General features: G+C 40.4%; 13 protein-coding genes, 1 other RNA gene and 1 pseudogene. 3 read left to right on the top strand and 12 right to left on the bottom strand.

Annotation, left to right across the window (positions count from 1 at the left end; translation table 11 throughout):
- The 8 genes and pseudogenes from BLV99_RS05665 to ssrA form a co-directional block, all read right to left on the bottom strand.
- Positions 1 to 891, bottom strand: a complete 891-nt coding sequence (locus tag BLV99_RS05665; RefSeq protein WP_244516282.1) for a DUF6387 family protein — start codon at positions 889 to 891, stop codon at positions 1 to 3.
- A gap of 149 nt (positions 892 to 1,040) precedes the next feature.
- Positions 1,041 to 1,409, bottom strand: a pseudogene (locus tag BLV99_RS05660) (tyrosine-type recombinase/integrase); the annotation flags it as partial.
- 15 nt (positions 1,410 to 1,424) lie between these two features.
- Positions 1,425 to 1,670, bottom strand: a complete 246-nt coding sequence (locus BLV99_RS05655; RefSeq protein WP_092688556.1) for a KilA-N domain-containing protein — start codon at positions 1,668 to 1,670, stop codon at positions 1,425 to 1,427.
- A 2-nt stretch (positions 1,671 to 1,672) separates the two neighbouring features.
- Positions 1,673 to 2,383 carry a phage antirepressor KilAC domain-containing protein gene (locus BLV99_RS05650; RefSeq protein ID WP_092688553.1) on the bottom strand — a complete coding sequence of 237 codons (711 nt, stop codon included), beginning with the start codon at positions 2,381 to 2,383 and terminating at the stop codon, positions 1,673 to 1,675.
- 2 nt (positions 2,384 to 2,385) lie between these two features.
- Complete coding sequence (locus BLV99_RS05645; RefSeq protein ID WP_092688549.1) at positions 2,386 to 2,601, bottom strand: helix-turn-helix transcriptional regulator; 216 nt, start codon at positions 2,599 to 2,601, stop codon at positions 2,386 to 2,388.
- A 97-nt stretch (positions 2,602 to 2,698) separates the two neighbouring features.
- Positions 2,699 to 3,601, bottom strand: coding sequence for a hypothetical protein (locus BLV99_RS05640; RefSeq protein ID WP_092688546.1), 903 nt, complete (start codon positions 3,599 to 3,601; stop codon positions 2,699 to 2,701).
- Between the two features lie 14 nt (positions 3,602 to 3,615).
- Complete coding sequence (locus BLV99_RS05635; protein ID WP_092688543.1) at positions 3,616 to 4,845, bottom strand: tyrosine-type recombinase/integrase; 1,230 nt, start codon at positions 4,843 to 4,845, stop codon at positions 3,616 to 3,618.
- 180 nt (positions 4,846 to 5,025) lie between these two features.
- Positions 5,026 to 5,384, bottom strand: a transfer-messenger RNA (tmRNA) gene (gene ssrA, locus BLV99_RS05630).
- 131 nt (positions 5,385 to 5,515) lie between these two features.
- On the opposite strand from ssrA, the gene glpK reads away from it, so the two are divergent.
- Complete coding sequence (gene glpK, locus BLV99_RS05625; protein ID WP_092688540.1) at positions 5,516 to 7,000, top strand: glycerol kinase GlpK; 1,485 nt, start codon at positions 5,516 to 5,518, stop codon at positions 6,998 to 7,000.
- Positions 7,001 to 7,053: 53 nt separating this feature from the next.
- Here glpK and BLV99_RS05620 read toward each other — a convergent pair whose 3' ends face one another.
- The 3 genes from BLV99_RS05620 to BLV99_RS05610 all read right to left on the bottom strand — a co-directional run bounded on the left by BLV99_RS05620 (position 7,054) and on the right by BLV99_RS05610 (position 10,517).
- The gene (locus BLV99_RS05620; protein WP_086185096.1) at positions 7,054 to 8,583 is read right to left on the bottom strand and encodes a DHA2 family efflux MFS transporter permease subunit; all 1,530 of its coding nucleotides are present in this window, start codon (positions 8,581 to 8,583) and stop codon (positions 7,054 to 7,056) included.
- 6 nt (positions 8,584 to 8,589) lie between these two features.
- On the bottom strand, positions 8,590 to 9,735 hold the full coding sequence (locus BLV99_RS05615; RefSeq protein WP_092688537.1) for an HlyD family secretion protein: 1,146 nt from the start codon (positions 9,733 to 9,735) through the stop codon (positions 8,590 to 8,592).
- 284 nt (positions 9,736 to 10,019) lie between these two features.
- On the bottom strand, positions 10,020 to 10,517 hold the full coding sequence (locus BLV99_RS05610; protein ID WP_004651067.1) for a thioesterase family protein: 498 nt from the start codon (positions 10,515 to 10,517) through the stop codon (positions 10,020 to 10,022).
- A gap of 106 nt (positions 10,518 to 10,623) precedes the next feature.
- Between BLV99_RS05610 and hemB the strand changes: the two genes are divergently transcribed.
- Both hemB and thiO read left to right on the top strand, forming a co-directional pair.
- Positions 10,624 to 11,637, top strand: a complete 1,014-nt coding sequence (hemB, locus tag BLV99_RS05605; RefSeq protein WP_086185094.1) for a porphobilinogen synthase — start codon at positions 10,624 to 10,626, stop codon at positions 11,635 to 11,637.
- 18 nt (positions 11,638 to 11,655) lie between these two features.
- Positions 11,656 to 12,774, top strand: coding sequence for a glycine oxidase ThiO (gene thiO, locus BLV99_RS05600; protein WP_092688803.1), 1,119 nt, complete (start codon positions 11,656 to 11,658; stop codon positions 12,772 to 12,774).
- Here thiO and BLV99_RS05595 read toward each other — a convergent pair.
- Positions 12,771 to 13,679 carry a TIGR01777 family oxidoreductase gene (locus BLV99_RS05595; RefSeq protein WP_092688534.1) on the bottom strand — a complete coding sequence of 303 codons (909 nt, stop codon included), beginning with the start codon at positions 13,677 to 13,679 and terminating at the stop codon, positions 12,771 to 12,773. The two genes, thiO and BLV99_RS05595, sit on opposite strands and share 4 nt — an antisense overlap.
- Positions 13,680 to 13,707: the final 28 nt, after the last annotated feature.

Below are 13,707 nucleotides of genomic sequence, written 5' to 3'. Positions count from 1 at the left end.
TTATTTTTCCGTTTGAGCCTTTTCATGAAATGCTAAATAGCATAAGCCATCAAAGATACTGACTTCGGTTATTCCATCAGCACTATCAAAACCTATCTGAGTTAATAATTTTTGCCTCAATGGCTCTACACTTTTACGCAGATTATCTTCGCCGTACTCGCCCTTTGGATAAAGGACAGAACAAATTACTGGATTGGTTATTTTTATACCCTCATAAATTTCTAGCAACTTTAAATCTAAGTAAGGAAGTAACTTGTAAGATGCCCAATTGATTAAATCTTTATACGAAATTGACTTATATTTTGAATTATCTTTAGACCTTTTACTTCTAATTTTGGTCAGCATTTTTTTGAATTCATCAATAAGTACATGGTCAGGATAGTAGGGGTTTATTGTGATAGGATAGTCAACAAAGATGTATTCTTTTGAAAATAAAGGCTCAACTACTTCTAAAATCGATCTATCATCATTATCAGTAAATTTTCCATCATAACTACTTACCATTGAATGTAGTAAATCAAAGTCTTTTGCGTAAAATTCAGATACTGGCAAATGATTTTTCTTGAAACCATCGCTTTCAGTGTCGGTTATTTGAATGCAAATAGTTTCACCATTTTGCTTTTTATAATTTATTAATAAGTTTGGATTTAAAGGATTTTTAAAAAAATACTCAAACAGTAGTGATATGGCTTCCTGTTCTTCATCAGTATTTAATACATCTTCTCCAATCCAAAACTCTAAGCCTCTGCCCTCAAGTATTTCACGCTGAATTAAATAACGAGCTTCCAATAAATGAAACCATGTATTTGCAGAAAGCCTATCCATATCTTTATATTTATCAATACTAAATAATGGCGGTAATAAATCGCTTGATCTAATTATTGTTCTCAAATTTTGCCTCCCACAGCATCCCCAAGAAATAGCTAAGCCAATCAAATTGGATATTCGACTTTCGGGGATCAGCCTAGACTTAGCAAACTGAATATAAACGATATTTAATTATATTTGTGTATATCTTGGCATTAGTGCGACAAGGAATGTCACTTAACCTTTTTAAATTGAATAATGCTCTGATCTGCTATTTCTTCTAAATGATCTGCATACCACTGCATCATATTCGCCCTGTCCTGTAGGTATTGGGCCTTATTATATACCCCTGCTACGCCGTCCTTAACATGAGCTAAAGCAGCCTCAATATGACGTTCATCAAAACCACAATTATTTAACAAGGTACTGGCAATATGTCTAAAACCATGTGGTGTCTGCCTACCCTCAAATCCCATGCGCCGTAAAACCATGATAAAAACTGTATCCGATTTTGGTTTCCTCTTGTCCGATCTACTGGGGAATAGATACTCAGAATTAGCTTCATAATCTAGCCACTGGGCAAAGCGCACGGCTAATTTTGGATGCAGCCAAGTGCCTTATGTAAATAACTTTGAATTGCCTTTCTGGGTTTTTACAAAATCAGTGATGCGGGATAATCTCGTATCACTTTTTTGATCTTCTCTTTTTATCAGAGCATCAACATAGCGCTGCGTATCAGGTAAACGTAGCCAGTCATTAGGCTTTTTATTAAAACGACTTGCTGCTTGAGTGGCATTAAACCAGCCTTGTTCACTAAAACTGAGTTCTTGGCCATTGTATTGAGAAGTGATTAACCCTTTCATAGCTACCCTACCTTGCCAAAATATTTGGCCAGTACTTGCATGCCCTTAGGTAGAATAAAGAATTCAATCTTGCTGTAGCTTCCTAACTCACCATTCGTTTTGACTCTCGTCACTTCTTCATATTTGGTTTCACAATAACCTCGTTCTTGGCTGTAGTGAGTTGATGCACGAGCTTTTTGCAATCTTCGATCCCAACCATGAGAACGCAACCAATCAGCTAAAACTTGACGCTTGATATTCAGAATTTTGCAGGCTTGCTGAAATTTCACACCTGAAGGTGTTTGAGTAATGGTGTCGATCGTACATTCAAGAGAGTAATTTTGTGTTTCAAGATGAATGACTTGCTCGGTATAGTCCAATAAGGCACGGCGTAGGGCATAAGGATCGTGTAGGTCAAGATTAGTATACTTAACCTGTTTTTCCAGCTCTTGCCAGCGGTCGACCAGTCGCGCTGTGAATTCAGGGCATAATTGTGCTACGACAATAATGCTATCGCGCTTACCTTGCTCACCTGAAAATACATAAACTTGCGTACTTCTGGATCTCCCCATAGTGTCAATAGATTGTTCATCCCCCATTGGGGGTTGAATAATTACACCGCGCTCTACAAGTCTTTCAATAGATTGTTTTACTTTGTCATGGCGAGATTGAACTAACTCGGAGATATGCATGCTAGACATTGAAGCAGCAGAAAGATTCACTAATTGATTCATGATTAAGCCTCCATTGCTGCAAGGCCTTGCTTTTGGCTGTTATGCCACTCTGCAAGCTCGGCATAATCAAAATACACAGGTGACTGTTTAGCAGTTCCCATCTTAATTTTTTGAGGAAATGTAGGGTCTAACTTGATTAACTGATTTAAAGTTTCACGACTTACATCAAGAATTTGGCAAGCTGTTTTAAATTGGATACGTACTGGATAAATTGTCATAAATACACCTATATGTTTAAGCCTTAGATGTATTATGTTTTGTATAAAATTAATTGAAACTTGAGTGCTAGCAGATATCAATAAGTGCTAGCAAAATTCATTTTTTAGATTTTTTGTACTCAAGAATATATCTATAAACAGTATTGTAGGGTAGTGCGACCCCATCTAAATCAAAAATATCTTGTGCACATTTTGTTGCTTTTTCCCAGTTACCACTATCCCATAATTCCTCGATATTTTTAAAATTTTTAGCTGTTTCCTGCTTATACCTTTCCGCCTTTATTTTAGCTAAACGTGATTTTTCCTTACTTAGAGCAATTTTATGTCCGCTTCTTATCAATGCATTTTGAAAATAGATAAATAATTCATTAATAATAGAAAACCAATATTCAGTATTTAAAACTTTGTCATAATGAAATGTCACGGGCATTAATTTTTGTAATTTTTCTATAGATAACCATTTATCATAAGCATCCTCCTCACTCAAATACCAATAGCCATGATCTTTATGTGATGTAGGGTGTAGTCTGTGGTAAGTAAAAATACATAATGCGAAAAAATCAGCTTCTTCAAGTTTAATTATTTTTTCATCAGGTAACTCTAAAAAATATATTCCATCTATCTGTTTATAACTAAATAACTCATAACAGAAATCTGAATATTTAAAAAAATGAAATTTAAACTTTTCAAGGTCAACATTTTCCTCCTTCAAAATCTTTTCAAACTCACTGTTTCTCCATTCACATAAATCCTCGTGAAGATATTCGATATTTTCATAATCATATAGATTCTGTTTACTTACAAAGAAATCCACAAGTACTGTATTAATTAGCGAATAAGCATGACGAAAATGTGTTCCTGAAAATTGAGCTTCAAAAATTTCCAAATGACAGGCTAATTCATGAGTAACTTTTTGATGATCATTCTTATATTCACGACTATTTAAAATTTCCAAAAATTCCTCATGTGAATATTCTCTTACGCCTCTTTTCATTTGCATTTTTTATCTCGATATTATTTAACTTTTTTAAATTGAATAATGCTCTGATCTGCTATTTCTTCTAAATGATCTGCATACCACTGCATCATATTCGCCCTGTCCTGTAGGTATTGGGCCTTATTATATACCCCTGCTACGCCATTCTTAACATGAGCTAAAGCAGCCTCAATATGACGTTCATCAAAACCACGATTATTTAACAAGGTACTGGCAATATGTCTAAAACCATGTGGTGTCTGCCTACCCTCAAAGCCCATGCGCCGTAAAGCCATGATAAAAACTGTATCTGATTTTGGTTTGCTCTTGTCCGATCTACTGGGGAATAAATACTCTGAATTGGTTTCATAAGTTTTTAATTCAGTAAGTATGGCAATAGCTTGCTTAGGCAAAGGTACAACATGCTCGCGGCGTTTTTTCATTCGTTCTTCAGGGATATTCCACAAGCCTTGTTCTAAATCGAACTCATCCCATTTAGCCCCTCTTAGCTCACTAGGGCGACAAAACAGCATAGCTAAAAGCTGTAATCCCATTCTTACGTCCATAGTGGGGTAATTATTAATTGCTCGGATTAATGTTGGTAATTCCTTTTCATCCACATGTGCCATATTGGTTTTTTTACCTTGCTCAAGGTATTTCTGAATACCCTCTAAAGGATTGTAATCAATACGACCTGTCACCTTAGCAAAATCATAAATATCACGACACATCGCACGGACACGGTTCACCTGTTCATATATACCCTGTGACTGCTGTATACCTTTTAACAAGTTCATCCATTCAATTGGTTTAATCGTGGTGTATAAGCGTTTACCAAAAATAGGGAATATATGCTTTTCTAATGCACCTTTATTTCGGGTCATCGTATCGGTTACCCAAGTATTTACTTTCGTATCCAACCATTCACGAGCCAATATTTCAAAGGTCGCGTTATTTTGCTCAAGCTCTTGGAGTTTTCTTTCTTGCTTAGTAATGATTGGATTTTCACCTCTGGATACATCATCCAAAAGTTCTTTGCCTTTCTTACGTGCTAATTGACCACTGATTTCAGGATAACCACCTAAGCCCAACCACGACCATTTACCATTAGGCTTTTTATATCGAAGTTGCCATGACTTATTACCATCGGGTTTTACTCTGATATACAGACCATTGCCGTCAAGCTCACGATATTCTTTTAGTTCTGCTTCAAGATTGGCAATTACAGTATCAGACAAAGGACGGCGTTTTATTTCTGATCTTTTCATTTAACCGTGTATCCCTTGAGTTCAATATTTATCAAAGGATACATGTGGGGATACATGGAAAGCAACACTATATGCTTTTATGTTTGGTTATGATTAGGCATAAAAAAAGGCTTAACCCCTTTAGAATTAAGCCTTTTAGTTCCAAAACTTGGCATATTTTGCCATGTTCGGGAAGGTATTTGGTGGAGGTGGCGGGAGTTGAACCCGCGTCCGCCAGCACTACGCTCGAGAATACTACATGCTTAGATATCGTCTATTGTTTTAACTCTTTGTGACCCGACGAACAGGGTACAAATCGCGATCCTCTTAATTTAGTACAAAACCCCAAGGCTTGGTTTTATACGGACTTGTGTGCGTGCGCTTCAGTCGGACTCTCTAACCACAAGTATTCGGAGAGGCGGACAAGCTGCCCTTAGGCAGCTAGAGCGTATGATTCGTCGTTTGCGACTAAAAAATGCAAATTTGATTTACGAGAGAAAATGCGCTCTCGGCATGCATCTATGAGTTTCATCACCAGCGTCGAAGCCAGAAACACCCCCAAAGTACAGCGTAATCATAGCATAAATGTCAAAAATTACGATGTAATTTCTAAACTTTTACATAACTAGATGCGTTTAATTACATAATTGAGCTAATATTTTACTTTTCAAGTCTAATAATAGAAAAAATTATGAGTTACTTACTTGCACTCGATCAGGGGACGACATCTAGTCGTGCGATTATTTTCAATGAACATGGAAAAGTTCAGGCAACAGCCCAACGTGAAACCCACATCAAAACACCACATTCGGGCTGGGTGGAACAAGATGCTCAAGAAATCTGGACAACACAAATTGCAGTGGTGCAACAGGCTCTAGCATCGGCTCGCATTCTGGCCAAAGACATTAAAGCGATTGGACTGACCAACCAGCGGGAAACCACCATCGTTTGGGATAAACGAAATAGTAAACCTTTATCCCCTGCGATTATTTGGCAAGACCGTCGTGCAACGGAGTGGTGTAACCAACTCACACTGCAAAATTTACACAATAAAATTCACCATAAAACAGGTTTACGCATCGACCCCTATTTCAGTGCAGGGAAATTGGTTTGGCTACTGGAAAATGTAGCAGGTTTGCGTGAACTTGCTGAACAAGGGCATGTCGCTTTTGGCACGGTTGATAGCTGGTTAATGTGGAATCTGACTCAAGGTGCGGAACACGTCATTGAAGCCAGTAATGCTTCACGCACCATGCTGATGAATCTACAGACCCAACAGTGGGATGAGGAATTACTTGAACTCTTTAATATCCCCCATTCTGTTTTACCTAAAATTATTTCATCCGACACTTATGTCGCAGATACAGCAACAGGTCTACTGGGTGCCAATATTCCGATTACGGGTATTTTAGGGGATCAACAATCGGCTTTATTTGGTCAATCTTGCTTTGAAATTGGTACAGCGAAAAATACCTATGGTACGGGTTGTTTCATGCTGTTTAACACAGGGCATGAGGTTCAATTTAGTCAGAATAAATTACTCAGCACACTGGCTTGGAAATGCCAAAATCAAACCACCTATGCCCTTGAAGGCAGTGTGTTTATGGCAGGTGCTATTGTGCAATGGTTACGCGATGGTTTAGGCATTATTCAGCATAGTAATGAAGTCGAAAAGCTAGCTTGCCAAGTCAAAGATACCGATGGTGTGGTCTTGGTTCCAGCCTTTACAGGTCTGGGTGCACCGCACTGGGATAGCGATGCACGTGCTTTGCTTTGTGGTATGTCGCGTGGCACCAATAAAGCCCATATAGCACGAGCAGCCTTGGAATCCATTGCTTTTCAAGTTTCCGATGTCTTAACCGCTATGCAATCTGATATTGCACATCCTTTGAAAGAATTGCGTGTCGACGGTGGTGCCAGTCAAAATGATATGTTGATGCAATTCCAAGCCGACATTCTGAATGTTCCGGTACTTCGCCCCAAAATGCTGGAATCGACCGCATGGGGTGCTGCGGCTATGGCAGGTTTAAAATCTGGAATTTTTTCCAATATGTCTGAAATTTCAGAATCTTGGCAACTGGATCGGGCCTTTGAACCCAATATGGGTATTGATCAGCGCCAATTTCATTTGAATCAATGGCAAACTGCATTAAAACGGTCAAAATCGGACATCTAATCAAAACTGTCTCTGCATCTCAGACGCAGAGACAGTTTTATAAACACGGCAGATTAATGCATAGGTTGACTAGCACCACCGACTTTAGGTTTAGGACACAGCCAAATGATTAATCCTGCAAAAACAAAAACCATCGATAAGATTAAAAACACATGGTTTGCTGACAAGGTTAAGGCCTCTTTATCAACCAAACTCGAAATGTAACCCAAAGCGCCATCTGGACTCATTCCACTTTGTATCAAAGTACTTTGTGTACTTTCAGGATGTAAATTGCTCACCATTTCACTGCGTGCAACTTTTGCTTGATCATCCCACATGGTCACCGCAATGGATGCGCCAATTGCCCCCGCCATGGTTCTTAAAAAATTCATCAGTCCTGCGGCAGATGCCATTTCATGTGGCTTAACTGAAGCCAATGCCATATTTGACAATGGAATAAAGAAAAATGGGACGGCAAAACCCTGTAAAATTTGCGGCAACGCCAATGTCATAAAGTCCGCATCAGTGGTCCAGAATGACCGCATGAGAGTCACAATCCCCAATAACATCAAACCAAAACAGGCTAAAGCACGTTGATCATATTTGGTGGACATTTTCGCCACAATGGGTGACATCATCAAGCTACCAAAGCCCATGGTGGCAGTGAGGTAACCTGCCCATGTTGCAGTATAGCCCAAGTTAATTTGTACCCATTGCGGTATCAGTACAATACTGGCAAAGAATGCCCCAAACGCAAAGGCCAGTGACAACACTGAAATGGTAAAACTACGATAGCGAAAGATCTGAATATTCACTACAGGGTGCCGCTCGGTCAGTTCCCAAATAATAAAAACAATCAGTCCAACGACAGTAATCACCGCTAAAGCACAAATAAAAGTACTATTAAACCAATCATTTTCATGCCCTAGATCCAGCATCAACTGCAATGCACCAATCCAGATAATCAGTAAAAATAAGCCAATACTATCTATTCTAATTTTCGAAATAGCTGTTTCAGCAGGTTTTAATAAACGTAATGCTGCAACAGCACAGAAAATCCCGACTGGAATATTGATAAAGAAAATCCAGTGCCAAGATAAATTATCACTGATTGAACCGCCTAAAATAGGGCCAAGAATCGGCCCTACGACGGTGGTCATCGCCCACATGCCCATGGCTTGGGATTGTTTTTCTGGAGGGAAAATACGCATCAGCAAGGTCTGGCTAAGTGGCATAATTGGCCCACCAAATAGCCCTTGTCCAATACGACACATCACCAGCATTTCTAAACTGGTCGATAAGCCACATAAAACCGAAAAAACAGTAAAGCCAATCAAACTGATGATAAATAGCCTGACTGCACCAAAACGCCCCGCCAACCATCCAGTCAGTGGAACACAAATCGCTTCGGCAACGGCATAGGAGGTAATCACCCATGTGCCTTGTGAACTTGAAACGGCCAAACTGCCAGTAATATGCGGCACAGAAACATTGGCAATGGTCATATCCAATACGACCATAAAGTTAGCCAATGCCAACACAAAAGCCGCAAGGATGAGGCGCCCTCCTTTAAGGTCGCCAAATGGTACGTAGTTATTATTCATAAGCCACTACTTCGAAGCGAGGTTAATTTTCGCTTCCATAGATAAGCCCACACGCAAAGGATGCTCAGCTAATTCTTTCGGGTCAAGCGCAATTCGCACAGGTAAACGCTGCACCACTTTAATCCAGTTACCTGTGGCATTTTGTGCAGGGATTAAAGCAAATGCTGAACCCGTTCCACCTGAAAATCCAACAACCGTGCCATGAAACTCAACCTCATCACCATACAAGTCAGAGGTCAGTACCGCTTTCTGCCCTGCTTTAACTTTGGCCAATTGGCTTTCTTTAAAGTTAGCATCGACATACAATTTCGAAATAGGCACCAACATCATTAACACTGTACCCGGTGCGACACGTTGTCCAACTTGAATATTACGACGGGCAATCACCCCATCAAACGGCGCTTGAATTTTGGTACGTTCTAAATCAAGGATGGCTTGTTTTAAGTGTGCTTGTGCAATCAATACATCGGGAGCAGAAGTTTCATTACTACCACGGATCAAGGCTTCATTGGCAGCCAAGGTGCTTTGTGCCGCTTTTTGACCCGATTGCGCTTGTGCCAAGCCTGCTTTCGCCAAATCCAAACCTGCTTGTGCATTATTTACAGCACTCTGGGCAGTACTCAGTTCTTCTTTGGAAATTGCCCCAGAGGCACTAAGTTGACTACGGCGTGCTAAGTCATTTTGCGCTTTATTCAGCTCTGCTTGTGCTTTAGCCACCTGTGCTTCTGCACTATGAATGCCGTCATCGCTGACAAAAACCTGAGAATTTAAAGCACTGCTATTGGCCTGCGTTTGTTTGTATTGACGCTGTGCTTTCATCAATTCGGCCTGTGCTTGTGCCAGCGCAATTTCAGCATCACGTTCATTCACACGCACCAACAGATCGCCTTTTTTGACTTGTTGGGTGTCACTGACCATCACATCTAAAACCTGTCCGTTGACCATAGAGGTAATGGATGCGGTTTCTGCACCGACATAAGCATTTTCGGTACTGACGGAGTGATTAAAAAACAAAGTCCATACCGCATATGCAACAGCAGCAATAATGAGTATCAATGCGACCATGCTTAAAGCTTTCTTTCGTTTTGCTTTTAGAGCAGCATCCGAAATTTGTTCATCTGGTTCTGGCAAGGTGTTTTGAGCATCTGTCATGATTATTCCTACATCCAACAGACTTGGTCACCACATATCATAGGTGTTGTTTTGATCGAGATAAAACCAACAGCTATAAAGACCATCCATGTGATGCGATGGTGTCGATGAGAAAGTCATTTTTTATTTAATATTGATGGCGCATTTTAATAACAAAAAATCATGATGCGAGAATAAAAATGTAACTGATCAGTCTTTAAAATGATTTTGGCATTGAATTGTCATTCAATGCCAAATAAATTTTTCAGTTCTATGAATTTTAACTTTACAAGCTTAAAATAAACTTAATATGCATAAGATGCGATTGCCGTTGCAATCGGCTTATCTTCATCATTGACCAAGGTCATCCGCATAGTGCAACCTTTACGACCTAAACGTAAAGTTTCAGCACGCGCAATAAAATATTTACCACGACCCGGTGCCAAATAATCGACGCGCATATCGACAGTCGCCAAACGCGTTACCTTTTTAATGGTATCTGGCAGTTCATCGGCTTCCGCCTTTTTATATAACTCGCCCATTGCCGCAATTCCGCCAATGCTATCGAGAATCGTCGCAGCGACCCCGCCATGCAAAATTTGAAAAGCCACATTACCAATCATAAAAGGCTGCATTTCAATATAGGCTTCAATTTGCCCATCCACCACACGCATCAACATATCATTGTGTTTAAAGTAAGGAGAGCTATTAAATGCATGACACAATTGTTTGAGGACTACATCTATATCCACTTTTGAACCCAAATGAATACTCCCTGTCCACTTTTTATCTGAATCATTCATAATCTGCTCGAATACCTTAATTTGAGAAATAGCAATTAACTTATGCCCTAAAAGCCAATTCTAGGGCTACAATAGCGCTAGTTTAATACTGATCAATGAGATTGTTATGACTTATACGTTCAATCGTCCTGCATTTCCTGCCACTCGCATGCGTCGAATTCGTAAAAATGATAAATTGCGTTCTATGGTACGTGAAACCCAATTGACGACCGATCATCTCATCTATCCAGTATTCGTACTTCCGGGGCAAAACCAAACCCAAGATATTCCAAGTATGCCCAATGTTCAGCGCCTGTCTGCTGATCTGCTGTTAAAAAAATCAGAACGCTTACTAGAACTCGGGGTGTCTAAACTGGCTTTATTCCCAGTCACGCCACAAGAAGATAAAAGCCTAACTGCTGAAGCGGCTTGGCATGAAAATGGTTTAGTACAAAATACCATTCGTTTACTGAAAAAAGAGTTACCAGAAATGGTGCTCATCACTGATGGTGCGCTTGATCCTTACACCACGCATGGTCAAGACGGAATTATTGATGACACGGGTTATGTGCTGAATGATGAAACCATTGAATGTTTGATTAAACAAGCCTTAAGTCATGCTGAAGCAGGTGCAGATGTGCTTGCACCCAGTGATATGATGGATGGTCGTATTGGTGCAATTCGTACCGCGCTTGAAGCCAATGGTCATATCTATACCAATATCATGGCTTATTCAGCCAAATATGCTTCGAGCTTCTACGGCCCTTTTCGTGATGCTGTCGGTTCATCCAGTAACCTAAAAGGTGGCAATAAATATAATTACCAAATGGACATCGGCAACCGCGCTGAAGCCTTACATGAAATTGCACTGGATATTCAAGAAGGTGCCGACATGGTGATTGTGAAACCTGGGATGCCTTATCTAGACATCGTGCGTGAAGTGAAAGATAACTTTGCTATTCCAACCTTTGTCTACCAAGTCAGCGGTGAATACGCGATGTTGGCGGGTGCGATTCAAAATGGCTGGTTATCCGATGACGTGATTATTGAATCACTGATGAGCTGCCGCCGCGCAGGTGCAGATGGGATCTGGACTTATTTTGCAGAACAAGCTGCGCTTAAACTCAAAGACATGAACTAAGGACAAGTGACGCAAGCGATGAAAATTGCCATTATTGGAGCAGGTATTAGCGGTTTAATGTCTGCTTTAGAGCTTGTGGAACAAGGATGTTCCGTCATTATTTTCGATCAGCAACACGCAGGTCAAGCCGCATCATGGGCTGGTGGCGGAATTCTCTCCCCGATGTACCCGTGGCGCTATCCGCATGCTGTGAATCAATTGGCACAACACGGAAAGTCTCTGTATTTAGACTGGAATGAAAAATTAAAGCCCATTTCAGGCATTGATTTTGAAATTCATGAAACAGGTCTACTGATTTTTGATGAAGCTGATTTTGAAACAGGATTGAATTACGCCCAGCAATTTCAACAACCGATGCAGCACGCTGAATATTTACAAGCAGAACAATTGGCACAAGTGAATCCCTTCATTCATCCGCAATTTCAACATGCCATGTATTTCCCGCAGATTGCCAATGTACGTAATCCAAGATTGTTACAATCTATGATTGGCTACTTAAAGCAGCACCCTAAAGTTGAATTTATTGAACACTGTCCAATTGAACAGTTCAATATTGTAAATGGCAAAGTTCAATCCATTCGTAGTCAAAATCAGCAAACCTATTTCGCAGACCAGTTTGTGATTACCACAGGCGCTTGGTCTAAACATTGGTCTGAACAACTCGATTTAGATATTCCTGTCCAGCCTGTACAAGGACAAATGGTGCTGTTTAAAACCCCACAAAACTGGTTGCCCACCATGTGCATGAATAACGTGATGTATTTAATTCCACGTTTAGATGGGCATGTCGTATGCGGCTCAAGCATGGCCCATTGCGGTTTCGACACCACGCCTACTGCTGCAACCAAACAGACCATTTTAGCAGCATGCTTCGAGATGGTGCCTGAACTGGCAGCATTTCCAATCGTCAAACAATGGGCTGGCTTAAGACCAAGTTCACCGACAGGTGTGCCCTATATTGGAAAAATGCCCGAGCTTGATAATCTATGGGCAAACTTTGGGCATTTCCGTAATGGTTTATGTATGGGACCTGCATCTGCACGTCTATTAAGACAGCTCATACTAAAACAACCGACCTTGCTCGACCCAATGGCTTTTTGTCCAACAAGACTGACTGCCAATACTTTAACGACTTAACTCGACCCTAAAATATCCTCCAAAGCCTGTTTTAACGTGGGATATTTAAACTCAAATCCCACATCTTGCAATGCTTTGGGTTGCACATATTGACCATTTAAAACCAATTGCGATTGCTCACCCAACACTGCTTTCAAAACAAAAGTCGGTAAACAGAAAAAAGGTTTACGTTTCAGTTGCTGTGCGGCAATGTGCACAAACTGCGCTTGGGTCATTTTTTCTGGGCAAACCACATTAAAAGTCTGAGCCGTAGTTTCTTTGGTCATTAAAAATTCAATTGCACGTAGCACATCTTGAATATGTACCCAAACCACAGGTTGCCGCCCATGCCCAATACGCCCCACCATATTCAGTTTAATCGGCAATAACATTTGCGGAAGAATGCCACCATTGTTTGCAAAGACAATCCCGAAACGTACGATTTTAGTCTGCTGAGACTGAAAACTTAATGCAGCATGTTCCCATCGCTGACACAGTTCCGACATAAAAATAGACTGTGGCGCAGACTGTTCAGTACACACCGCTGTCCACTGTTCAGTCGGATCAATACCATAATAGCCCACGGCAGAACCTGAAATAATCCGCTTGGGAAAAATCTGTCTTTTTTCTAAGTAACGATAAAGTTGCTGTGTGGTTTCAACACGACTCTGGATTAACTGCTGTTTTCTCTTGGCTGTCCAACGTGCCTTGCCAATATTTTCGCCCGCAAGATTAATCACATAGTCAATACGATCGGTTTTCAGTTCATCTAACTGCTGAATCCAAATCAGACTCGGATGACGAGACAGCTTATCTTTTTGTCGCGTGAGTCCAACCACTGCATAATCACGCGCCAATAAATAAGCAATAAGATGCGAACCAATAAAACCACTTGCACCTGTAATCAATACACATGCTTTTTGCATTTCATGATCTCTCTTGTTTCTTCTATCT

Origin of the sequence: Acinetobacter kyonggiensis, assembly GCF_900107285.1 — a bacterium.
Taxonomy (GTDB): domain Bacteria; phylum Pseudomonadota; class Gammaproteobacteria; order Pseudomonadales; family Moraxellaceae; genus Acinetobacter; species Acinetobacter kyonggiensis.
This window is presented reverse-complemented; position numbering and strand designations above follow the sequence as displayed.

Bases quoted from the DNA above. Each gene is read 5' to 3' on its own strand.
- BLV99_RS05655 (WP_092688556.1), bottom strand. From the start codon at position 1,670: ATGAAAGGGTTAATCACTTCTCAATACAATGGCCAAGAACTCAGTTTT.
- BLV99_RS05650 (WP_092688553.1), bottom strand. From the start codon at position 2,383: ATGAATCAATTAGTGAATCTTTCTGCTGCTTCAATGTCTAGCATGCAT.
- BLV99_RS05645 (WP_092688549.1), bottom strand. From the start codon at position 2,601: ATGACAATTTATCCAGTACGTATCCAATTTAAAACAGCTTGCCAAATT.
- BLV99_RS05640 (WP_092688546.1), bottom strand. From the start codon at position 3,601: ATGCAAATGAAAAGAGGCGTAAGAGAATATTCACATGAGGAATTTTTG.
- BLV99_RS05635 (WP_092688543.1), bottom strand. From the start codon at position 4,845: ATGAAAAGATCAGAAATAAAACGCCGTCCTTTGTCTGATACTGTAATT.
- glpK (WP_092688540.1), top strand. From the start codon at position 5,516: ATGAGTTACTTACTTGCACTCGATCAGGGGACGACATCTAGTCGTGCG.
- BLV99_RS05620 (WP_086185096.1), bottom strand. From the start codon at position 8,583: ATGAATAATAACTACGTACCATTTGGCGACCTTAAAGGAGGGCGCCTC.
- BLV99_RS05615 (WP_092688537.1), bottom strand. From the start codon at position 9,735: ATGACAGATGCTCAAAACACCTTGCCAGAACCAGATGAACAAATTTCG.
- BLV99_RS05610 (WP_004651067.1), bottom strand. From the start codon at position 10,517: ATGAATGATTCAGATAAAAAGTGGACAGGGAGTATTCATTTGGGTTCA.
- hemB (WP_086185094.1), top strand. From the start codon at position 10,624: ATGACTTATACGTTCAATCGTCCTGCATTTCCTGCCACTCGCATGCGT.
- thiO (WP_092688803.1), top strand. From the start codon at position 11,656: ATGAAAATTGCCATTATTGGAGCAGGTATTAGCGGTTTAATGTCTGCT.
- BLV99_RS05595 (WP_092688534.1), bottom strand. From the start codon at position 13,679: ATGCAAAAAGCATGTGTATTGATTACAGGTGCAAGTGGTTTTATTGGT.